Raw genomic sequence first — 20,277 nt, 5'->3', positions numbered from 1 at the left:
CTCCACAAGCCCTGCTCGACGCCATCGCCACGATGACGCTGCCCACTGATGCCCAACGCCTGTTCCACGGTCGCGGGGGCGTGTACCCCGGCAGCGAGCCCTGGGCGCTGGACTGGTATCCCCCCGTCTTGCTGCTGACCTGCTACCAACCGGTGAGCGAGGCCGAGTTGGCCCCCATCCAGGCTGCGCTGACGGCCCGCTGGGCGGAACTGATGCCGGACCAGCCCTTGAACCTGGTCTTCCAGCACCGCGACGAGGTGCGTGCCGATACCCGTCTGCTGTGCGGTGCCGTGCCCGACCCGCATGTGGTCAGCGAACAAGGCGCGCAGTTCAAGGTGCACCTGATGCGCGGCTTCAACCACGGCCTGTTTCTGGACATGGCCGAGGGGCGCCGCTGGGTGCGCGAACACGTGGCCCAGGCCAGCGCCACGAACCCACGCTTCAAGGCGCTCAACCTGTTTGCCTACACCTGTGCCTTCTCGGTCGTGGCCATGCAGGCCGGCGCCCGCCAGGTCATCAATGTGGACATGGCCGCCGGCGCCCTGTCGATTGGCAAGCAGAACCACCACCTCAACGGCATCACCTCGGACGTGAGCTTTCTGCCGCACGACATCTTCAGCTCGTGGGGCAAGATCAACCGCAGCGGCCCCTACGACCTCATCATCCTCGACCCGCCCACCTACCAGAAGGGCAGCTTCGTGGCCGAGAAAGACTACGCCCGCCTGATGCGACGCCTGCCCGACCTGCTGATGCCCGGCGGGCACGCACTGCTGTGCCTGAACTCGCCCAAGCTGGGACCGGCGTTCTTGCAGGATCTGATGGCGGTGGAGGCACCGGAGCTGAGCTTTGTGGAGCGCGTGGCCAACCCGGCCGCATTTGCCGATGTGTCGAGTGACCGCGCCTTGAAGGTGCTGGTGTACCAGGCCCCTGACCTGGCGTGAGCGTCACTTGACCAAGTTGGGCGGCGCGGCGTTCAGCTTGAGCATCCGATAGTTGAACTGCCTGAGGGTCAGGCCCAGGGCCTGCGCGGCGCGCGAGCGGTTGCCGCCATGCTGGCGCAAAGCCTCGGTGAGATCGGCCAGGGCATGCGAGCCCGCTGGCAGATAAGGCCGCACCGCGGACATCTCCATAGCGGGAGGCCGCATGGGACGCTCGTCGGCCGGCCACCGCGCCCGCAAAGCGTCCGCCGCGGACGTGCGGGGCAGAAAGCGCTCAATGTCGGCGACATCCAGCACGCTCTTGTCACCCAGCAGCACCATGCGCTCGATCAGGTTGGCGAGCTCACGGATGTTGCCGGGCCAGGGATGCGCCTCCAGGCGCTGCAGGGCCCGCGCGCTGAGGTTGACGTTGCGCTGGTTGGCCTGGTTGAAGCGGTTGAGAAAATGGATGGCCAGCTCATGGACATCGGTGCTGCGCTCGCGCAAGGCGGGCAGCCGGATGGGAATGACGTTGAGCCGATAGAACAGGTCTTCGCGGAACGCGCCCAGGGCCACCTCGTGCGCCAGATCGCGGTTGGTGGCGGCCACCAGCCGGGCGTCGAGGTGCACCTCGCGCTTACCTCCCAGGCGCACGATGGTGCCCTCCTGCAAGGTGCGCAAGAGCTTGGTCTGCATGGACAGGGGCAACTCGCCGATTTCATCGAGGAAGATGGTGCCGCCATCGGCCTGCTCGAACAGACCGGCCCGTGCGCCCACGGCCCCGGTGAAAGCGCCCTTCTCGTAGCCAAACAGCTCCGACTCGAACAGCGTTTCGGGAATGGCCGCGCAGTTGACCTTGATGAAAGGGTGATCCCGGCGCGGGCTGGCCAGGTGCAGCGCGCGGGCAAACATCTCCTTGCCGGTGCCCGACTCCCCCAGCAGCAGCACACTGGCCTTGGTGGCGGCCACCTGCTCCAGCTCGGCGATCGATCGCAGCAAAGCCGGCGAGGTGCCGACGATGCCATAGCGGGCGGGCGAGGCCTCCAGCGCCTGCGTGAGGGCCATGTTGTGCGCCTCCAGCGTGCGGGTGCGTTGCTCCACGGTGAAGCGCAACTCCAGCAACTGGCCGATCAAGGTGGCCAGGATGCCGAGGATGCTCAGGTCATCGGCCAGGGAGCGGAAGCGATGGCGGATGCGGTGGCAGGCCAGCACCCCCACCGTGGACAGCCCCACCCGCACCGGCAAGGCGATGAACGACACCGGGCCCGCCGGCAGATCGGCACGCTGGACCGTGCGGCACAGGAAGGTGGGCTCCTGATCGATGTCCTGCACGATGATCAGTTGCCCCGTCGCCAGCACCCGACCGGTGATGCCCTCGCCGGCGCGGAAATGGCCGCGCTCACGCTCGGCCTGTGTGAGCCCATACGCGTAGGCGATGTGGGCCGAGGACACCTTGAGGCTGCTGCCGGGCGGCAGGTCCATCACGGCCTCCAGGTTGTCGGCCAGGACGATGCGCCCCCGGTTGAGGCCCAGCAACTCCGAGCACAGGTGCAGCATCTCGCGCAGCACGACATCGGGCGACAGGCTCTTGCCGATGTGCTTCATCACCTCCCGCATCAGCAGCATTTCCTGCGCACGCCAGCTCTCCGCGCCCACGGCGGCCTCGGCCGAAGTGGGCGCAGTGGCATCGTGGCTCGCGGCCGGTGTGCGCATCGCGTTAGCGGTCAGTACTGCTTGTAGGGCAGGAACTTGCCCGACAGCACGACGTTGACGCGATCGCCCTTGGGGTCGCCCTGACGCTGGATGTCCATGCTGAAGTCGATGGCGCTCATGATGCCGTCACCGAACTCTTCGTGGATCAGCTCCTTGATGGTGCTGCCATAGACGCTGACGATCTCATACCAGCGGTAGATCAACGGATCGGTGGGCACGGGCGTCGGCAACGAGCCCTTGTAGGGCACCACTTGCAGCCACTTGCGCTCTTCTTCTGTCAGGTCAAAGATGTCGCCAATGATGGCGGCCTGGGCGGCATCAAAGGTCATCTGACCCAGGCAGCCGGCTGTTGTCCACTCCTTGGACAGGCCCACTTTCTGAGCCACCTCTTCCCATTTGATGCCCTTGGACACCTTGTTGCTGATGATCTTTTCGGTGACGTCCATGCGGTTCATGAAAACTCCAGTGTGGGTGAGAAAAACAAACAGGTCGTGACACGTCGCGGGGCGTCAATGCGCCTTGGCCCGCGACACCAGAAAATCGACGATGTGATTGCGCAGGTCGTAGTAGCCATCGAGGTGGTGCAAGGTGGCGCGGGTGCGCTCGCGCGGCAGCGGGTTGACCACCACCTCGGCGATGCCACCCGGCTTGTAGCCCTGCTCGGTCTCAGCGCCATTGCTCATCAGCAGGATGCGATCGGCCAGCAAGATGGCCTCGTCCACATCGTGGGTGATCATGAACACGGTCTGATGCGTCTCGCGCACGATGCCCATCAGCTCGTCCTGGATCGTGCCGCGCGTCAGCGCATCGAGCGCGCCGAAGGGCTCGTCGAGCAAGAGCATCTTGGGCTGGATGGAGAAGGCGCGTGCAATGCCCACGCGCTGCTTCATGCCGCCCGAGAGCTGGCTGGGCTTCTTGTCGATCGCGTGGGACAGGCCCACCAGTTGCACGAACTTCTCGACATGTGCGTTGGTCTGCGCCGCCGACCAATCGGGCCAGCGTGACTTCACGGCGAAGGCGATGTTCTCGCGCACGGTCAGCCAGGGCATCAGCGCATGCCCCTGAAACACCACGCCACGCTCCAGGCTGGGCCCGACCATCTCGCGGGACTCCATGAACACATGCCCTTCGGTGGCCGTGTCCAGCCCGGCCAGCACGTTCAAGATCGTGGTCTTGCCGCAGCCGGAGTGCCCGATCACGCACACGAACTCGCCACGCTCGAGCGTGAAGGACACATCGGCGAACACCGGCTTGTCGGCCACATAGGCCTTGCCAAGGCGTTCAATTTGCAGCAGTGGCGTGGTCACAGGGGCCTTTCTCATGAGTACATCGGTCTGCGGGGTCGAGGCTGCGGTCTTCAGGCCATCAACGGCCGAGGTGTCAATCCACATAGGTCACCGCCTTTTGCAGTCGGCCAAAGGCCAGGTCCAGCAACATGCCCACCACGCCGATCACCAGCACGGCAAAGATCACGTTGCTCAGCGACAGGTTGTTCCACTCGTTCCAGACGAAGTAGCCGATGCCCGTGCCGCCCACCAGCATCTCGGCCGCCACGATCACCAGCCAGGCAATGCCCATGCTGATGCGCATGCCCGTCAGGATGGTGGGCGCGGCCGCCGGCAGGATCACTTGCAGGGCCTTGCGCAAAGGACTGACTTCCAGCGTGGCAGCCACGTTGAGCCATTCCTTCTTGACCGAGGCCACGCCAAAGGCCGTGTTCACCAACATGGGCCAGATCGAGCAGATGAAGATCACGAAGATGCCGCTGGTGGTCGAGTCCTTGATCGTGTAGAGCGCCAAGGGCATCCAGGCCAAGGGGCTGATGGGCTTGAGCACCTGGATGAAGGGATCGAGCGCGCGGTGCAGCAAGGGCGACATGCCGATCACGAAGCCCAGCGGAATGGCCACCAGGCAGGCCAGGCCGAAGCCCAGGGCCACGCGCCCCAGCGAGTGCGCCAACTGGATGCCCACGCCTTTGTCGTTCGGACCGTTGTCGTAGAAAGGCTGCGACAGGTGCGACCACACGGTCTGCCCCATCTGGCCCAAGGTGGGGAAGCCATCGGTTTTGGTGGCCGACGGGTCCTGGCCCATCATCTGGGCGTACTCGATCTGCTCGGGGGTCAGCCCGGCCCCGGAGGCCGCCGCCCCCGACGGCGCGGTCGCCACGTACCAGATGCCCAGGATCACCACCAGGATCAGGGCGGACAAGAGGCCCGCTCGCAGCTTGAGGTTGTTGGCAACACCCATCTCACACCGCCTTTCGGATGGCAAAACTCTTCATGTAGGCATCGGCCTTGGCCATGTCGAACTCCTTGCCCATGACCTTGAACTTCGGCGATGCACCGGTCGGCACGGGCTGGCCAAGCTCCTTCATGCGCTTTTTCGCATCGGTCATCAGGAACACCTTCTCGGCAATCTGGCGATAGTTCACATCGCCCTTGAGGTAGCCCCAGCGCTGCATCTGCGTGAGCATCCACACGGCCATGCTGTCCCAAGGCATCGGGTCAAAGTCGGCCCGCGAGGGGACGTTCTGCACATTGCCCAGGCCATCGGCAAAGCGGCCGGTCAGCACCTGCTTGACCACCACCTCAGGCTGGTTGAGGTACTGCGGCTTGGAGATCACACCGGCGATCAGTTCGCGGTTCTTGGGCCCACGCGCCATGGCGGCGGCAGTCAAGACCGCGCGGTACAAGGCCGCAAAGGTGTTGGGGTTCTTCTGCACGAACTCGACGCTGGTGCCAAAGGCGCAGCAGGGGTGACCGTCCCAGATGTCCTTGGTCAGCAGGTGGATGAAGCCCACCTCTTCGTACACCGCGCGCTGGTTGAAGGGATCGGGGCCCAGGAAGCCGTCGATGTTGCCGGCACGCAGGTTGGCCACCATCTCGGCCGGAGGCACCACACGCAGTTGCACATCGGTGTCCGGGTTCAGACCGGCTTCGGCCAGGTAGTAGCGCAACAGGAAGTTGTGCATGCTGAACTCGAAGGGGATGGCGAACTTGAAGCCCTTCCAGTTCTTGGGGTCGCGGTTGTTCTTGTGCTTGAGCGCCAGCGTGATGGCCTGACCATTGACGTTCTGGATCGTGGCCACCTGCATGGGCTTGGCATTCGAGCCCAGTCCCAGCGAGATCGCCAGCGGCATGGGGCTGAGGAAGTGCGAGGCGTCGTACTCGTTGTTGAGCATCTTGTCGCGCACCAGGGCCCAGCCCGCGGTCTTGCTGAGCTCCACGTTCAGCCCCTGCTGGCGGTAAAAGCCCAAAGGGTGCGCCATGATCAAGGGCGTCGCGCAGGTGATGGGGATGAAGCCGATCTTCAGGTCGGTCTTTTCCAGCGCCCCCTTCTCCTGGGCCATGGCCTGCAAGCTGGTCAGGGGCAAGACGCTGGCGATGGCCGCCATGGCGGTGCGCTGTCCCACCGCGTTCAAGAAGGCACGGCGCGTGGCCTCCACCGGGAACAAGGCCTTCACCGCCGCGGCTTCGATGAAGTCACGCGACAAGGTCTCGACATCGGAGGCGCGGACCTCGGTCACGGCCTGCAGGGCGGCGTCATGCTCGGCCCCGCTGGCATGTTGCCCGCAGGGGCAGCCGCCCAGTCGCGATACCGGCGAATACGGGCGATAGATGTTGTCGTCAGAGTTCGTCATGGCGTGGCCTCGGTCAAAGATGAAAGAAAGGGATCAGCGGTGTGCGCCTCAATGCAGGGTCAAGGGCATCGACGTCGTCTTGACTCGCACCACCATGGGGCGGACCTGATAGGGCTCAGGCTCGTCTCCACAGATCTGCGAAGCGATGGTGCGAGCCTGCCGAACGATCGGTTCGATGTAACGGCTGGCCTGGCCATCGACGGTGATGCAGTCACCCAATGCATAGATGCCTGGTCGATTGGTACGCAAGGTTCGTGCCTCCACGGCGATGCCATCGCACCAGTTCAAACCGGCCGACTGCGCCAGACGTGAAGGCGTGCGCAAACCCGTGGCCGCGATCAGCTGATCGGCCTCGAACACCCGATGGCATCGGGTGGTCACGCGGATGCGCGCGCCCACTTTCTCCACCGATGCCACCTCGACGCCACCCACAAACTGGATGGGCAGATCACGCCAGGCTTGCAGCACCTTCTGACCTGCCTGCTCGGCCTGCCAGCGCGACAATGGCGTGGTCTGCGTGTCCAGCAGGGTGATGCGGTGGCCGCCCAGCGCCAGGTCATTCGCCAGTTCGGAACCAATGAGACCGGCCCCGACGATCACCAGCTCATGCGATGAGCCATCAATGGCTTGACGCAGTTTCTGATATGCAGACAGATGGTTCACGCGCCAACACAAGGACTCCGGCAACGCAGGCGGCAAGCCGGCTTGTGCGCCATGCGCCAAGATGAGGTGTCGATAAGGCAGTGGCCCTCGCGTGGTGCGCAGCTGGTGCGTGGCCTCGCACACACGCACCGCATGGGTGTGCGCCATCAGCGTCACGCCCAGACGGCGCGCCGCCTGCGCCCCCGACTCCTTGACTAACTGCGTGACGCTCAAGCCGCGTGCCACGGCCACCGACAGCAGCGGCTTGTCGTACACATCGCCGGCACAGGCGCTCACCAGGGAGATGGGGATCTTGGCATCCCGTGCACGCAAGGCCTCGGCCATCTGCCAACCGGCGCGCCCCGCCCCCACGATGACCACGCCCGCTGCGGATGCCGCACGCCGACGGGGCTGTGCCGCACTGCGGGCCTGGGCACGCAACTGCCCCAGGTCGGGCGCCACATAAGGCACGAAGTCGTGCTTGCTCACCCCGCACAGCGGACAGGCCCAGTCTTCCGGGATGTCGGCCAAACGGGTGCCAGGCGGCAAGCCCCCGTCGGGATCCCCCAAGGCTTCGTCGTACACGTAGCCGCAGGCTTCGCAGATGTACTGCGCAAAGGGCAGGTCGATGCTCATGCCGGCATTTCCTCTTCGCTCAGGCGTGCGATCTCCTTGCGCAGGTGCTTGATCGCCGGGGTCACGATGGCCACGAAATGCGACTCACGCACCCGCCTCTGGACATCGGAGCTCAAGAGATAGCCGCGCGCACCCTGGTGCATCAGGGCCGACTGCGCCGCCCGCAGGCACAGCTCTGCACCGTGGGCGCGTGCGTCCAGCACATCGATGAAGAACGCCTTGCGCGCGTCGAAAGGCGTCTCGGCCAGCTTCATGACCCGCGCGGTCAGCTCGTCCAACTCGGCCTGCAAGGCATCGGGGCGGTCTTCCAGAAACTGGTTCACATGGCCCAGCTGCCCTTCCACCGCCCACATGGAATCGATGGCCCCTTGCGTGACACCTACCGCCATGCCGCACTGCAGCATCACAAACGCCGCACGGATGCTGGCAATGAACGGCCGGGTGGGGTCCGCGATGATCTGATCGGCGCCCACGAAGTGATCGGTCAAGCGCAAGGCGTAGGTCCCCGTGCCTTCCATGCCCGAGAAGCTCGGGCATTCGCGCATCTCTACGCCTGGTGCGTCACAGCGCAGCAGGAACATGACCTCATGAGGCTCATCGGATGAGCCCTCATCAATCGAAGCGATCGCGCCGCAGTACTGATGGGGCCCAAGGTTGCTCACCCAGGGCAAGGTGCCACTGACCCGATATCCGCCGTCCACTGCACGGGCGCGCAACAGCATGTGCTCGATCTGGGCATAGCTCTTCATCGGATTGGACAGTGCCGTCCCGCCCAGGCCTTCGCCACGCAGGTGTGCCTGCAGCACCTCGCCGGTGAGCGCCGGGTTGCCGCTTTGCTGCAGGTACAGACCGCACACCGCCTGGCACCACATCATGAAGCCGGTGGCGCCACACACGCGGGACACCTCGGCCATGGCCCGGATGGCCAGACCGTAGTCGCCCGGCTGCCCCGCTGCGTCCAGATGGGCACTCATGCCCCCCACCTGGGCCAGACCTTGCAAGATCGACGTCGGGTACAGCCCGCGGTCGATGGCCTCGACTTGCTGCTTCAAGGGGCCTTGGGCAATGGCCTGAACGGCAGCCATCAGCGTGTCAGCCGCGCTTGCCGGCTCACACAGCATGGCCGAGGGGGTGTCAGCGGGGTTCATGAGGGACTCCTTCGTGCAGCAAGCGGTCGAACCTCAGTCAGCCAGACTGATGGTGAAGGGGATGGGGTTGCGCATCGTGTTGGCCACCGGCGAATAGAAGTTGGCGTGCTGCACGATCTCGTCGAGCACCTCACGCGGGGCATCGCCCTCGACGACCACCTTCACGCGGATGGCCTGGAAACCCATCTCCGGCGGGGTCTTCTCCAGGGCCCCACCGGCGCCCCAGGCTGCGGGGTTGCCGATGTCCCCTTCCATGAACACCTCCAGACGGGTCAGCTTGACCTGCTTCCAGGTGGCCACGGCCGTAATGCCCACCGCCAGGCACCCACCCAGCCCCGACAGCACGATCTCGCCCGGTGCAGGCGCCGTGTCCTGCCCGAACAGATGCAGCGGCTCGTCCACCACCACCGGGGTGTGGTTCCCCACATAGCTGAGCGAGCGGTACTGGCCCTCCATCACGGTGTGCACTTTGTTGGTGCCGCGAGAGGCGGGGTTGTTGCGCCCCTTCTCGGCAAAGGCCATCAGGCCGTCGCGGTCGATGGGGCGCAGATAGGCCTTGACGGTCGTGGGGGCGGTGGCAGGGGTGGGGGCAGTGGCGAGAGACATGAAAGCTCCTGAACAAGGGAAAGAAGAAGGTCGACTTGGCAATGTCAACATCGCAAGGGGTGTGCCAACCGTCCGAGGCACACCCTCCACAACCCTTAAGTCATTGATCCAATGGATGTTTCCTTCCTTTCCCGTTGGGGATCAGCATCGTCATCCACCGTCGCCCTGCAGCCCGCCACCCGGACAATGTGAACAATATGTTCACACAATGCTCGGCGCTGCCAGTGGCATGGCTCGGCCGTCACACGGCCTGTCCCTCAAGTGAACGGATCCACAAGCCCCCACCGAGCACCAAGGGGGTGCAAGATGCGGTAGGCTGTACTGCATCGTGTTGCGCGTCGCTCGACCTTCCCAGGAGAGGCTTGGCGCACTTTTCATCACAGCGTCACACCCCATGTTCAGCCATCTGTTCGCTCACTGGCGCATCGTTGCGCTGTCCCTGGCGACCACCTTGCTGCCGATCACGGCCGCCCAGGCGGCGCTCGGTCGCGCGCCTCAAGCCGTTGCCAGCGCCGTCGCGGAAGGCGCACCTGCCGCTCGCCAGTTGCGCACCGCATCGCCTACATCGCCCTACACGGTCTCGACCGCCGTCGCCCCCAACGGCACCGTCGTCCAGGAGTTCGTCAATGGCGAGCAACGGGTGTTCGCCGTGGTCTGGCGGGGGCCGGTCCTGCCCAATCTGTCGCGCTATTTCGGAGAACACTACAGCGCGTTTCAGCAAGCGGTGCAGCAAAAGCGCGCAGCAGGCCAGCGTGGTGGCGCGGTGATGACGCAGCAGCCTGACCTCGTCATGCTCTCTCGCGGTCGCATGGGCCGCTTCGAGGGCCACGCCTACATCCCCTCCCTGGTGCCCGCCGGGCTTGACATCCAGACCTTGCTGCCATGAGCTCTTTCCTGCACTCCATCTGGTGGAAACGCTGCCTCGGCATGACCTTGGCGAGCCTGCTGGCAGGCTGCGGCGGGGGAGGCTCCTCCGGCTCGCGCAACGACCCGCCCGTCTCCACGCCCACACTGTCGGGACCGAACGTACAAGCCGTTCGGGTGGGCAGTGGGCCGGCCGGCTTGTCCGTGCGCGTGGCCAACCTCCTCTACACCAGCGTCAAGGTGTGCGAGCCAGGCACCAGCAACTGTCAGGTCATCGATCATGTGCTGGTCGACACCGGCTCGACCGGTCTGCGGCTCTTGCGCTCGGCCGTGAGCCTGTCCCTGCCCCAGGTCCAGGCCGAGGGCAAGCCGCTGTACAACTGCGTGCAGTTCATTGACCAGAGCTACATGTGGGGCCCGGTCGTCAGTGCCGACGTGTCCATGGGGGGCTCGCAACTGGATGGGCAGCAGGCCGCCCAGTTGCGCATCCAGTTGGCGGGTGCCACAGGCACCCCAGCCGCCCCCTCGGACTGCGCGCAAGACAGCCTCACGCCCAACAACAGCATCAACGATCTGGGGGCCAATGGCATTCTCGGCGTGGGCAGCGACCGTCAGGATTGCGGCACGCTGTGTGAAGACGTCACCGACAACGGTTACTACCACGCTGACCACGGTGGCGGCGTGCTCATGGGCATCGCCGTGCCGCGCACCGAGCAGATCCAGCAACCGGTCAGCCAGTTCAGCCCCCACAACAACGGTGTCATCATCCAATTGCCGGTGGTCGCGGCCAGCGGATCGCCCAGCGCGACAGGCAACATGATTTTCGGGATCGGCACCGCGGACAACAACCAACCCACCAGCACCAGTGTCATGGCCCCCAACCTTTGGGGCTACTTCACCACCGAGTTTGCCGGCCGGGTGCTGACCAAAGGCTTCGTGGACTCGGGGTCGAACGGCTGGTTTTTCGGCACGACCGCCTCCCCAGCCTACAGGCTGTGCACCAACGCGCCCCAGTGGTACTGCCCGACCAGCGCGCAAACGGCACAAGCCACCAACAGCAGCGTGAATGGCCAGACCAGTTCGGTCAACGTCACGGTGGCCAACGCCCGCGACCTGTTCAACAACAGCGCAGCGTACGCCTACAGCAACCTGGCCGGCCCCGTGGGCGATCCCGCCGCCTTCGACTTTGGCCTACCCTTCTTCTTCGGGCGCAGTGTGATCACGGCGCTGGACGAGGCGAACACCCCCTTGGGACAAGGCCCCTACGTGGCGTACTGATACCCCGGCTGGGCGAAAATATCGCCCATGAGCACCCCGCCCCCCGCTTCGCCCGAATCAGATCCCAAGCCCCAGCCGCCCGTGCAGCCCGATCTGGATGCCTGCTGCGGCAACGGTTGCGACCCGTGCATTTTTGATCAATACGATCTGGACATGGACGCCTACCGCCAGGCCCTGCGCGCCTGGCAGGCACGCCATCCGGCGGACACCCCCGCCACCTGATCTCTCAGTGCGCCAGCTTGAGCGTGACCACCCCGGCCACGATGAGCAACACCCCCATGTAGCGCATCAGGGACGATGGGTCACCAAAGCACATCACCCCGACCAGAAAGGTCCCGGCCGCGCCGATACCGGTCCACACCGCGTAAGCCGTGCCCATGGGAATGTGGCGCTGCGCGAGCCACAGGAAAAATCCGCTGCTGGCCATGAAGCCCACCGCAGCCGCGATGCCCCACCAACGGGTCGCGGGCTCTTGCGCCATCTTCAAGCCCACTGGCCAACCGATCTCCAACAGCCCGGCCACCACCAGGTACAACCAACTCATTGCGCTTCTCCCAAGCATGCGCCGCGTGCCCGTCGGTGCCCGCAAAGTGACCCCGGGGCTGCCGCCATATCACGTACCAAGTATTGGAACACGCGCATGCCCCGTAGCCAGCATCGCCCGCACCCCTTCGGTGGCCGCATCGACCGCCCCTGCCAGGTACCCCGAAAACTCCCGCGACCACTCGCTGCCGATGCCAGTCAGACACCCCTGCCATGGCCCGGCCCCCGGGCTCCGAGGCGGCGCCTCGACGTGGTGACCCAAGGGATGCTGGTCATCGTCCGTGGCCGTCATCGGGTCCGCTGCCCAATCTTTCAATGCGTCGGCCACCGGCGCCGCCGCACGCGCGCCCCACAAGCGTCCCAACTGAGCACGACAGTGCGCGCGCAAGTCGGCCTCGGAGACCTGGCTGCGCACCTGCGCGGGCACACCCAGGAAGCCGAACAAGGCGGCATGGCCCCCCGGCATGGACACATCATGGATCTCGGTCATCGGCCCCACGGCACTGCGCGCTGAACCCGACAGACCCTGTTCGCGCCAGAACGGCGCCTCATAGATCGCCACGTACTTCGCATGCGGTGCCATCCAGGTGGGTGTCTGCCGCCAACGATGCAGCAACTCGGATGGCAGCGTCGGCTCGAAGGAGATGCGGTGGGCTGCCAAGCGCGGCGGCAGCGCCAGCAAGACCTGGTCGACACGCCAGGTGGCTCGCCCCCCCTCCGCCTTTTCGACTTCGACGTCCACATGCGCCCCAGCGCGACGCACACTGCACACGGAGTGCCCCGTGCGCAAGCTGGCCGGATCCAGCCGCTGGTGGAGCGCCGCAATCAGCGCACCCGTGCCCCCCTGCCAACGCATCGATGCCGGCGCACTGGGGTATCCCTGCACGCGCAAAGGCGCCTGATGCGGGGTGCGCTCGACCAGCACATCGCCCTCATCGAACTGAGGAAAGCGTGCCAGCCCCAGCTCCGCCACAAAGTGATCGAATTGCGGCTGAAGCGCCGGCCAGAACCAGGTCGGCCCGAGGTCGAAGCGATCGATGGCAGGGACCGTGGCATCCACCGCCGCGCCCTGGGCGTCGACCGACAGGATGCGCCCGCCCAGCCCCGAGCGAGACTCCAGCAGCACCACATCGTCGATGCCCTGCTGCGCCAGCAACCAGGCCGCCGTCAGACCGCTGAGACCACCTCCGACGATCGCCACACGTGCACGCTGGAGGCTCATACGGTGAGCGCGCTCAAGTGCCCGGTCTTGAGGTAGATGGTCACCCCTCCCTCGCCCGCAGACAGCTCGCAAGGCACGTTCGGTGGCCAGCGCAGCCAGCCGCCCCGCAACAGCCGCTCTCCAGCCGCCCACAACGTGCCCTGTGTCACCAACAGTTCGGCCCCCCCGTGCATGTCCAGCTTGACGGCAGCCCCGTCCGGGTAACGCCTCAGGCAAACCTGCTCGGACTCGCTGTCGAACAGGGGGCAGACCGCCCCCGACTCATCATGGCGCCACGCCGCGGGATCGCGGGTGTCGATCCGCACAGTGTGTTGATCATCGGGCGCCATCTGCCAGAGCTTCACGAAGATGAGCGCCCCCTCGGCACTCGAAGGCTGGTGCGAAGAGCCTGGGGGGTTGCGCAGATACCAGCCGGCGCCATGATCCCCGCTGTCATCCGTGAAGGTCCCTGACAGCACCAGGATCTCTTCGCCTCCGGGGTGACCATGAGCCGGGAAAACCGAGCACGGTGCGTAGCGCACCAGGCTGGTGGCACGCGCCTTTTCCTCGCCCAGCCGATCAAGCATGACCCGCTCCACGCCAGGCTGCGGTGACGACACCCACTGGTGATCTTCCGCCTTCAGAAGGGCGGGACGCGAGAAATCCGGATGAATGAGCATGGACGGCCGTGGCGAACAAGTGAGTCAGACCTTGAGCGAGCGCTCGATGTCGGTCAACTTGTATCGTGCCAGAGCCAGATTGCCCTTGGCCTTGTCGAGGACAAGGTAGAGGAAGAGCCCTTGGTTGTTGGGCACCAGACGGATCAGATGGTACTGGTCCGACAGGGTGATGAGGATGTCTTCGATGCCGCGGCGCAGCCCCAGCGACTCCATGGTCTTGAGCTTCGCGTTCACGACCTGGGTGTTGCCTGCGGCAGCCAGATCCAGATTGAGCCCACCGCCGGCTTGGGCCAGGCACATGCCACTGCGATAGTCCACCAGGGCCGCCGCCAAAGCGCCGTCGATGGTCATCGCGGCATCCATGCATTGCTTCAGATTCGAACTCATGTCGTTGGGAAGTGAGGAGTGAAGGAGCGGCTCGTCCACGACGGGCAACTTGCCCAGTTGCGCCATCAAGATGAACCAGAGGGTTTGCGGACTGCTGTCCGGCAGCTGATAGGCCAAGGTGCAAGCGGCCTGTGCCGCAGGCAGCCCCTTGAACAGCGCGGACTCCATCAGGGCGTTGGGCATCACGAAGGCCCAAACTGGCGCCTGGGTGACAGGCGCCAACCACGCGAGCGCCACGCGCAACAGGCTGGCAGAGCCCGGGCCCACAAGCAAGATCGTGGCCGCGGCCTCCGATGGTGGCAGCGCAAAGGCATCGCCCCCGGCAGGTCGCCACCAGTCGAGTCGAGGTGCCATGCCCCCCTGACCCAAGGCAATCTGCGGCCAGTGGCCACGCTCGGAGGCTGTGGTGATTCCCAGATCCGCCAAGGCGTGCAAGCCCAGTCGGGCGGTGAGGTCGATCACGCGAACGGCAGGAGGAGGACGGGCCATGCGAATCCTGATGCAACAAGCGGGCATTCCGAAACAGAGCCGCAAGTGTCCTCACCTTGGCGCCTGTTTGGCGCACCTTGACCCGCCCAATTCGATTCACAGGTGAGTCAACCGTTGGACCCGAAGCGCCATCGGACCTCAACCGCTCCCTCATTGCAATGATTGCTGCGGCCTCACGCCGCAGACAGAGTCCGTCAGGCCTCACGGCCACGACATCCAACACTGCCGGGCCCCCGGCGAGTTCTGTCCAGTGGTTTGACTGGGGCACAGGTCGGCTCAGCGATCAACAGGAAATTCAGCCGTCAAGGCCTGCACCATCGGTGCGCTGGCCACGCCCGCGAGGCGGACTGGTCAGGCGACTTGGCGCAAGGCCTTGGCCGCGGCAACCATGTTGGTCAGTGCCGGGATCACCTCGGGCCACTGACGGGTCTTGAGACCGCAGTCCGGGTTCACCCACAGGCGCTCAGCCGGCACACGCTCAGCGGCCTTCTTCATCAGCTGCACGATGTGCTCTTGCGTCGGGATGTTGGGCGAGTGGATGTCGTACACACCCGGGCCGATCTCGTTGGGGTAGTGGAAGTTCTCGAAAGCGTCGAGCAGCTCCATGTCCGAGCGCGAGGTCTCGATGGTGATCACGTCGGCATCCATGTCGGCAATCGCTTTGATGATGTCGTTGAACTCCGAATAGCACATGTGGGTATGGATCTGGGTCTCGTCGTCCACCCCGTTGGCGGTGATGCGGAACGACTCCACGGCCCAACCCAGGTAGGTCTGCCATTGGGCCTGGCGCAGCGGCAGGCCTTCGCGCAGGGCAGCTTCGTCGATCTGGATGATGCGCACCCCGGCCCTCTCCAGGTCCAGCACTTCTTCGCGGATGGCCAGCGCCAGCTGGTAGCACGACACCGAGCGAGGCTGGTCGTCACGCACAAAAGACCAGTTCAGGATGGTGACGGGGCCGGTCAGCATGCCCTTCATGGGGCGCTGGGTCAGCGATTGGGCGTACTTGATCCACTCGACCGTCATGGCCTGGGGGCGGGTGATGTCACCGAACAGGATGGGCGGCTTCACGCAGCGCGAGCCGTAGGACTGCACCCAGCCGAACTGGCTGAAGGCATAACCTTCGAGCTGCTCACCGAAGTACTCGACCATGTCGTTGCGCTCGGCTTCGCCATGCACCAACACGTCCAGATCCAGCGCCTCCTGCTCACGCACCGCGCGCTCGATCTCCTTGCGCATCGCAGCCTGGTAGCCAGCTTCATCAAGGCGCCCGGCCTTGAATTCGCTGCGGGCATGGCGAATGTCGGCCGTCTGAGGGAACGAACCGATGGTGGTGGTCGGATAGGCCGGCAACTTCAGCAGCGCGGCTTGTTTGGTCGCACGCTGGGCATACGGGCTCTGTCGCTTGCCCAGCTCGTGCGTGATCTTGAGCAGCGCAGCCTTGACAGCCGGGTTGTTCACGCGCGGGGAGGCACTGCGGGCATCGATGGCCGCCTTGTTGACGTCCAGCACCGCCTTGACTGCCGCTCGGCCGTTGTTCAGTGCACTGGCCAGCACGCGAAGTTCATCGAGCTTTTGCAGTGCGAAGGCCAACCATGACTTCACTTCGGCGTCCAGCTTTTGCTCGCTGTCCAGATCCACCGGCACATGCAGCAGCGAACACGACGGGGCAATCCACAGGCGCTCACCCAGGCGTTCTGCGATGGGTTCGATCCAGTCCAGTACGGCATTCAGGTCGGTCTTCCAGATGTTGCGGCCGTTGATGACGCCCAGCGACAGCACCTTGTGGGCGGGGAGCAGGTTCAGCAAGGGCTGAACATCCTCGCGGCCGTTGATGGCGTCGATGTGCAGGCCGGCCACGGGCAGGTTGGCTGCCAGGTGCAGGTTCTCCGCCAACTGACCGAAGTAGGTGGCCAGCAGCAGCTTGACCTTGGTGGCCTTGAGCTGGTGGTAGGCGGTGTTGAACGCGTGCTTCCAGTCGGCATCGAGTTCCGTCACGAGCATGGGTTCGTCGATCTGCACCCACTCCACACCTTGCGCCGCCAGCGTGTCCAGCAATTCGGCGTACACAGGCAGGATGCGATCGAGCAGGGCCAGCTTGTTCGAGTCATCCTTGGCCTTGCCTTGCGCGAGGTAGGTCACGGGACCGATGATCACCGGCTTGGGGTTCAGGCCCAACTGCCGGGCTTCAGCCAGTTGCGTCAGAAGGCGCGAGGCGTCCAGCTGGAAAGTGGTGGCCGAGGTGAACTCCGGCACGATGTAGTGGTAATTGGTGTCAAACCACTTGGTCATCTCGCCAGCGGCCACGCCACCGCCGCAACATGCGGCATGTTCAGCGCTCTGCGCAGAACGGCCACGGGCCACGCGAAAGTAGTTGTCCAGCACATCGCCCTGAAAGCCCTGCACACGCTCGGGCAGATTGCCCAGCGTGAAGCTCATGTCCAGCATCTGGTCGTAGAACGCGAAGTCGCCCACCGGCACGAAGTCCAGCTCGGACTGGTTGCCCCAGTGGCGGCGGCGTAGTTGAGCGCCGAGAGCCTTGAGGGCGTCGCGCGACGATTCGCCCTTCCAGTAGGACTCCAGAGCGAACTTCAGTTCGCGCTTGGCGCCGATGCGGGGAAAGCCCAGGTTGTGTGTGATGGCCATGATCCGTTGCTTTGGATGTTCAAGAATGGCCGCAAGGTTAAGGACACAAGATCATGAAGTAAAATGGTATTAATTCAACAATCCATGAGATTTGCTCATTCATCATGTTGGAGCGCATGCACCTGGCCATCGTCCAGGAGGTTGAAAAGCAAGGATCACTGACCGCCGCAGCCGATGTGCTGTGCGTCACCCAGTCGGCACTCAGCCACTCGATGAAGAAGCTGGAGCAGCAACTGGGCACCGACATCTGGCTGCGCGAAGGTCGCAGCTTGCGCCTGACACAGGCGGGTCAGTACGTGCTGGCCGTGGCCAACCGGGTGCTGCCGCAACTGACACTGGCCGAGGAGCGGTTACACCAGTTTGCCCAGGGCGAGCGGGGCACCCTGCGCATCGGCATGGAGTGCCACCCGTGCTACCAGTGGCTGCTCAAGATCGTCTCGCCCTATCTGGCCGCCTGGCCGGATGTCGACGTGGACGTGAAACAGAAATTCCAGTTCGGCGGCATCGGCGCCTTGTTTGGCTACGAAATCGACATGCTGGTCACGCCCGATCCGCTCTACAAGCCAGGCTTGCATTTTGAGCCAGTGTTCGACTACGAGCAGGTGCTGGTGGTCAGCACCGACCACCCGCTCGCGGGTGCCGGCCATGTCAAGCCCAGGCAGCTGACGGACGAGGTCTTGATCACCTATCCTGTCCCCACGGATCGGCTGGACATCTACACGCAGTTCCTCATGCCCGCAGGCATTGCCCCCAAGCGCCACAAAGCCATCGAGACCACGGACATCATGCTGCAGATGGTGGCCAGCAACCGGGGCGTGGCGGCCTTGCCGCGCTGGCTGGTGCAGGAATACGCCCAGCGCATGGAGGTCGTGCCGGTGCGTTTGGGTGCCAAGGGCATTGCCAAGCAGATTCACCTGGGTGTGCGCGAAGCTGACACCGACATCGACTACGTGCACGCATTCATTGAGCTGGCACGTCACTCGGCCGATATGGCTTGAGCCACGGTTGCAGTTGCTCAAACTGCTCACGCCTCGTTGGGTTGGAAGCACGGATCACGCTCAAAGACTGTGCGCAATGAAGGAGCGAATCCCCGGCCGCTGAGTTCCATCAGCGATAGCCCTCCCATGCACGCCCCCAGGCCCAAAGATGCTACGCTCCCTAAAGTCGTTTCAAATCAACACGTTTTGAGACTTTGTTGTCCACATCCTCTTGCCCCATGTTCCAGCGCCTCACCATCCCCGTCACCCCGTTCGAACAGAACTGCTCGCTCGTCTGGTGCGACGCCACGCACGAGGCGGCCCTGATCGACCCAGGGGGTGACCTGGGCAAGCTGCTCGAGGCCGTGGAAGAGCGCGGCCTGGTTCTCAAGGCGCTGTGGCTCACGCACGCGCACATCGACCACGCGGGCGGCACCGGCACGCTGGCGCGTGAGCTCGACCTCCCCATCATCGGCCCGCACACCGGCGATCAGTTCTGGATCGACGGGCTGCCCAAGCAAAGCCAGATGTTCGGGTTCCCGCAGGCCGAACACTTCACGCCCACGCGCTGGCTGCACGACGGCGACGAGGTCAGCATCGGCGAGCACACGCTCAAGGTGCTGCACTGCCCCGGCCACACGCCCGGCCACGTGGTGTTCTTCCACGAAGGCACCCGCCATGCCTTCGTGGGCGATGTGCTGTTTGCCGGCAGCATCGGCCGCACCGACTTCCCGCAAGGCAACCACGCCGACCTGATCCACGCGATCAAGTCCAAGCTGCTGCCACTGGGCGACGACGTGACCTTCACCCCTGGCCACGGCCCGGAAAGCACCTTCGGCGAAGAGCGTCGCTACAACCCCTTCCTGCAAGGCCGCTGAGCCGGAACGACCCACCTCGTCCACCTGAGAACAGGCGAGCAGGCCTGCCTCAAGCCAGCGGCGAAGGCCCCGCCCAGCAGCCACTCATCAGGCCCTCGGGCTTGCGCTCGGCCATGACCTGGGCACTGGCCGCCCAGGTGTCCACCTGCACGCTCAGGCCTGCGTAGACGCCGTAGCCGCCTCCGGCACAGATCTCGCCATGCGCGCACAGGCTCTCGCCCGCCTTCACGGCCCCCTGCGCCTGGATCGACCCGCCCGACTTCACGCCCCACCCCGCCTCCAGGTGCATACCGCAGGCGATGTCGTCGCCGGTCCAGATGCCCTGTCCCGCACGCAGGCTGTCGGCCACCCGCAGACGCCGGCCAACGCGCACGCTCTTGCCGCATTGCACCGCCGCCTGTGCGATCAGGTCCTGGCCCACCACAATGTGGCCGTCCACCTGGAGCTTGTCACCGCAGATCAGGTCCCAGCCGGCGCGCACGTCGTCGGCGCACGTCAGGGCCCGCTGCACCTCAATGCCCCAGTCGGCCCGCACGTCGCCGCCCGAGCTCAAACGGCCTTCGCAGCGGATGCCGCCGCCCACCCGGATGCCTTCGCCGGCCACGATCTCCTCGCCCGCGCGGATGCCCCCACCAGCCCGGATCATGCGACCGGCCCGCAGCACCGTGCTCACCTCAATGTGACCACGCACCTCCAGCGTTCCCGAGAACACGATGGCCTCGGCCTCGATGGCGTCCACCGTCAGCACGGCATCGGTCGGGCCGAACTGGTCGAGCAGCCAGCAGGCGTCGCCCACACGACCCGCCTGCACCAGCGTGTCCAGGGCCTCCTGGTAGCTGGTGCCGTCTTCGATGTGGCGCACGAACCAGCGAAAGCCGTTGGCGCAGGGATTCTTGGCGCGCAGAAAGCGCTTGGTGAACTCCATCGCCGCAGCGGGGTTCGGGGCGGACAGCGTGGCGGGCTTCGTCGACATGACGCATCTCCATCAAGGCGGCCTCCCGCATCCGCGTGACACGGCAAGGCACGATCGCGCTG

Annotated in this window: 20 protein-coding genes; 6 read left to right on the top strand and 14 right to left on the bottom strand. The window is 65.0% G+C overall.

Features of this window, described 5'->3' with window-relative positions; all coding sequences use genetic code 11:
• The first annotated feature begins 32 nt into the window (after positions 1-32).
• Complete coding sequence (locus WIT60_RS01220; RefSeq protein WP_339582347.1) at positions 33-941, top strand: class I SAM-dependent methyltransferase; 909 nt, start codon at positions 33-35, stop codon at positions 939-941.
• Positions 942-944: 3 nt separating this feature from the next.
• Here the strand turns inward: WIT60_RS01220 and WIT60_RS01215 are convergent, their stop codons facing one another.
• The 8 genes from WIT60_RS01215 to WIT60_RS01180 are packed head-to-tail and all read right to left on the bottom strand — an operon-like array spanning position 945 to position 9,302.
• Positions 945-2,630 (bottom strand): sigma-54-dependent Fis family transcriptional regulator, encoded by a 1,686-nt coding sequence (locus tag WIT60_RS01215; RefSeq protein ID WP_445207624.1) that lies wholly within the window; start codon positions 2,628-2,630, stop codon positions 945-947.
• An 11-nt stretch (positions 2,631-2,641) separates the two neighbouring features.
• Positions 2,642-3,085 (bottom strand): cyanase, encoded by a 444-nt coding sequence (gene cynS / locus WIT60_RS01210; RefSeq protein ID WP_339582128.1) that lies wholly within the window; start codon positions 3,083-3,085, stop codon positions 2,642-2,644.
• 54 nt (positions 3,086-3,139) lie between these two features.
• Entirely contained in the window at positions 3,140-3,952 is an 813-nt protein-coding gene (locus tag WIT60_RS01205) for an ABC transporter ATP-binding protein (protein ID WP_339582127.1), read from the bottom strand.
• Positions 3,953-4,010: 58 nt separating this feature from the next.
• Positions 4,011-4,877, bottom strand: coding sequence for a nitrate ABC transporter permease (gene ntrB / locus WIT60_RS01200; RefSeq protein ID WP_339582126.1), 867 nt, complete (start codon positions 4,875-4,877; stop codon positions 4,011-4,013).
• Position 4,878: 1 nt separating this feature from the next.
• Positions 4,879-6,270 (bottom strand): CmpA/NrtA family ABC transporter substrate-binding protein, encoded by a 1,392-nt coding sequence (locus WIT60_RS01195; protein WP_339582125.1) that lies wholly within the window; start codon positions 6,268-6,270, stop codon positions 4,879-4,881.
• Positions 6,271-6,318: 48 nt separating this feature from the next.
• Positions 6,319-7,548: an FAD-dependent oxidoreductase gene (locus WIT60_RS01190; RefSeq protein WP_339582124.1), complete on the bottom strand. Its 1,230-nt coding sequence runs from the start codon at positions 7,546-7,548 to the stop codon at positions 6,319-6,321.
• Positions 7,545-8,696, bottom strand: coding sequence for an acyl-CoA dehydrogenase family protein (locus WIT60_RS01185; protein WP_339582123.1), 1,152 nt, complete (start codon positions 8,694-8,696; stop codon positions 7,545-7,547). The genes WIT60_RS01190 and WIT60_RS01185 overlap by 4 nt, the downstream gene beginning before the upstream one ends.
• Before the next feature lie 33 nt (positions 8,697-8,729).
• Positions 8,730-9,302 carry an OsmC family protein gene (locus tag WIT60_RS01180; RefSeq protein ID WP_339582122.1) on the bottom strand — a complete coding sequence of 191 codons (573 nt, stop codon included), beginning with the start codon at positions 9,300-9,302 and terminating at the stop codon, positions 8,730-8,732.
• A 394-nt stretch (positions 9,303-9,696) separates the two neighbouring features.
• Between WIT60_RS01180 and WIT60_RS01175 the strand changes: the two genes are divergently transcribed.
• The 3 genes from WIT60_RS01175 to WIT60_RS01165 are packed head-to-tail and all read left to right on the top strand — an operon-like array spanning position 9,697 to position 11,666.
• Positions 9,697-10,188 (top strand): DUF2844 domain-containing protein, encoded by a 492-nt coding sequence (locus WIT60_RS01175; protein WP_339582121.1) that lies wholly within the window; start codon positions 9,697-9,699, stop codon positions 10,186-10,188.
• On the top strand, positions 10,185-11,444 hold the full coding sequence (locus WIT60_RS01170; RefSeq protein WP_339582120.1) for a DUF3443 family protein: 1,260 nt from the start codon (positions 10,185-10,187) through the stop codon (positions 11,442-11,444). The genes WIT60_RS01175 and WIT60_RS01170 overlap by 4 nt, the downstream gene beginning before the upstream one ends.
• Positions 11,445-11,471: 27 nt before the next feature.
• Positions 11,472-11,666 (top strand): oxidoreductase-like domain-containing protein, encoded by a 195-nt coding sequence (locus WIT60_RS01165; protein WP_339582119.1) that lies wholly within the window; start codon positions 11,472-11,474, stop codon positions 11,664-11,666.
• Positions 11,667-11,670: 4 nt separating this feature from the next.
• On the opposite strand, the gene WIT60_RS01160 is transcribed toward WIT60_RS01165, so the two are convergent.
• From WIT60_RS01160 to metE, 5 genes are all read right to left on the bottom strand, one after another.
• On the bottom strand, positions 11,671-11,988 hold the full coding sequence (locus tag WIT60_RS01160) for a DMT family transporter (protein ID WP_339582118.1): 318 nt from the start codon (positions 11,986-11,988) through the stop codon (positions 11,671-11,673).
• Between the two features lie 69 nt (positions 11,989-12,057).
• Entirely contained in the window at positions 12,058-13,209 is a 1,152-nt protein-coding gene (locus tag WIT60_RS01155) for a flavin monoamine oxidase family protein (RefSeq protein WP_339582117.1), read from the bottom strand.
• Positions 13,206-13,868, bottom strand: coding sequence for a cupin domain-containing protein (locus tag WIT60_RS01150; protein WP_339582116.1), 663 nt, complete (start codon positions 13,866-13,868; stop codon positions 13,206-13,208). Before WIT60_RS01150 ends, WIT60_RS01155 begins: the two co-directional genes overlap by 4 nt.
• Before the next feature lie 24 nt (positions 13,869-13,892).
• A complete protein-coding gene (locus tag WIT60_RS01145; protein WP_445207630.1) occupies positions 13,893-14,255 on the bottom strand; it encodes a hypothetical protein in 363 nt (120 codons plus the stop codon).
• 840 nt (positions 14,256-15,095) lie between these two features.
• Entirely contained in the window at positions 15,096-17,387 is a 2,292-nt protein-coding gene (metE, locus tag WIT60_RS01140; RefSeq protein ID WP_339582115.1) for a 5-methyltetrahydropteroyltriglutamate--homocysteine S-methyltransferase, read from the bottom strand.
• Between the two features lie 104 nt (positions 17,388-17,491).
• On the opposite strand from metE, the gene WIT60_RS01135 reads away from it, so the two are divergent.
• Positions 17,492-18,385, top strand: coding sequence for a LysR family transcriptional regulator (locus WIT60_RS01135; protein ID WP_339582114.1), 894 nt, complete (start codon positions 17,492-17,494; stop codon positions 18,383-18,385).
• Positions 18,386-18,603: 218 nt separating this feature from the next.
• On the top strand, positions 18,604-19,242 hold the full coding sequence (locus WIT60_RS01130; protein WP_339582113.1) for an MBL fold metallo-hydrolase: 639 nt from the start codon (positions 18,604-18,606) through the stop codon (positions 19,240-19,242).
• Positions 19,243-19,291: 49 nt separating this feature from the next.
• Here WIT60_RS01130 and WIT60_RS01125 read toward each other — a convergent pair whose 3' ends face one another.
• Positions 19,292-20,167, bottom strand: coding sequence for a hypothetical protein (locus WIT60_RS01125; protein ID WP_339582344.1), 876 nt, complete (start codon positions 20,165-20,167; stop codon positions 19,292-19,294).
• Positions 20,168-20,277 lie beyond the last annotated feature (110 nt).

Origin of the sequence: Aquabacterium sp. G14, from assembly GCF_037482285.1 — a bacterium.
In the GTDB taxonomy this organism is placed as follows: domain Bacteria; phylum Pseudomonadota; class Gammaproteobacteria; order Burkholderiales; family Burkholderiaceae_C; genus Aquabacterium.
The sequence above is the reverse complement of the archived record's forward strand: the minus strand, read 5'-3'. Positions and strand labels throughout refer to the sequence as shown.

Excerpts from the sequence above, each read along its gene's own strand:
- WIT60_RS01220 (WP_339582347.1), top strand. The coding sequence starts at position 33 with ATGACGCTGCCCACTGATGCCCAACGCCTGTTCCACGGTCGCGGGGGC.
- WIT60_RS01215 (WP_445207624.1), bottom strand. The coding sequence starts at position 2,630 with ATGCGCACACCGGCCGCGAGCCACGATGCCACTGCGCCCACTTCGGCC.
- cynS (WP_339582128.1), bottom strand. The coding sequence starts at position 3,085 with ATGAACCGCATGGACGTCACCGAAAAGATCATCAGCAACAAGGTGTCC.
- WIT60_RS01205 (WP_339582127.1), bottom strand. The coding sequence starts at position 3,952 with ATGAGAAAGGCCCCTGTGACCACGCCACTGCTGCAAATTGAACGCCTT.
- ntrB (WP_339582126.1), bottom strand. The coding sequence starts at position 4,877 with ATGGGTGTTGCCAACAACCTCAAGCTGCGAGCGGGCCTCTTGTCCGCC.
- WIT60_RS01195 (WP_339582125.1), bottom strand. The coding sequence starts at position 6,270 with ATGACGAACTCTGACGACAACATCTATCGCCCGTATTCGCCGGTATCG.
- WIT60_RS01190 (WP_339582124.1), bottom strand. The coding sequence starts at position 7,548 with ATGAGCATCGACCTGCCCTTTGCGCAGTACATCTGCGAAGCCTGCGGC.
- WIT60_RS01185 (WP_339582123.1), bottom strand. The coding sequence starts at position 8,696 with ATGAACCCCGCTGACACCCCCTCGGCCATGCTGTGTGAGCCGGCAAGC.
- WIT60_RS01180 (WP_339582122.1), bottom strand. The coding sequence starts at position 9,302 with ATGTCTCTCGCCACTGCCCCCACCCCTGCCACCGCCCCCACGACCGTC.
- WIT60_RS01175 (WP_339582121.1), top strand. The coding sequence starts at position 9,697 with ATGTTCAGCCATCTGTTCGCTCACTGGCGCATCGTTGCGCTGTCCCTG.
- WIT60_RS01170 (WP_339582120.1), top strand. The coding sequence starts at position 10,185 with ATGAGCTCTTTCCTGCACTCCATCTGGTGGAAACGCTGCCTCGGCATG.
- WIT60_RS01165 (WP_339582119.1), top strand. The coding sequence starts at position 11,472 with ATGAGCACCCCGCCCCCCGCTTCGCCCGAATCAGATCCCAAGCCCCAG.
- WIT60_RS01160 (WP_339582118.1), bottom strand. The coding sequence starts at position 11,988 with ATGAGTTGGTTGTACCTGGTGGTGGCCGGGCTGTTGGAGATCGGTTGG.
- WIT60_RS01155 (WP_339582117.1), bottom strand. The coding sequence starts at position 13,209 with ATGAGCCTCCAGCGTGCACGTGTGGCGATCGTCGGAGGTGGTCTCAGC.
- WIT60_RS01150 (WP_339582116.1), bottom strand. The coding sequence starts at position 13,868 with ATGCTCATTCATCCGGATTTCTCGCGTCCCGCCCTTCTGAAGGCGGAA.
- WIT60_RS01145 (WP_445207630.1), bottom strand. The coding sequence starts at position 14,255 with ATGAGTTCGAATCTGAAGCAATGCATGGATGCCGCGATGACCATCGAC.
- metE (WP_339582115.1), bottom strand. The coding sequence starts at position 17,387 with ATGGCCATCACACACAACCTGGGCTTTCCCCGCATCGGCGCCAAGCGC.
- WIT60_RS01135 (WP_339582114.1), top strand. The coding sequence starts at position 17,492 with ATGTTGGAGCGCATGCACCTGGCCATCGTCCAGGAGGTTGAAAAGCAA.
- WIT60_RS01130 (WP_339582113.1), top strand. The coding sequence starts at position 18,604 with ATGTTCCAGCGCCTCACCATCCCCGTCACCCCGTTCGAACAGAACTGC.
- WIT60_RS01125 (WP_339582344.1), bottom strand. The coding sequence starts at position 20,167 with ATGGAGTTCACCAAGCGCTTTCTGCGCGCCAAGAATCCCTGCGCCAAC.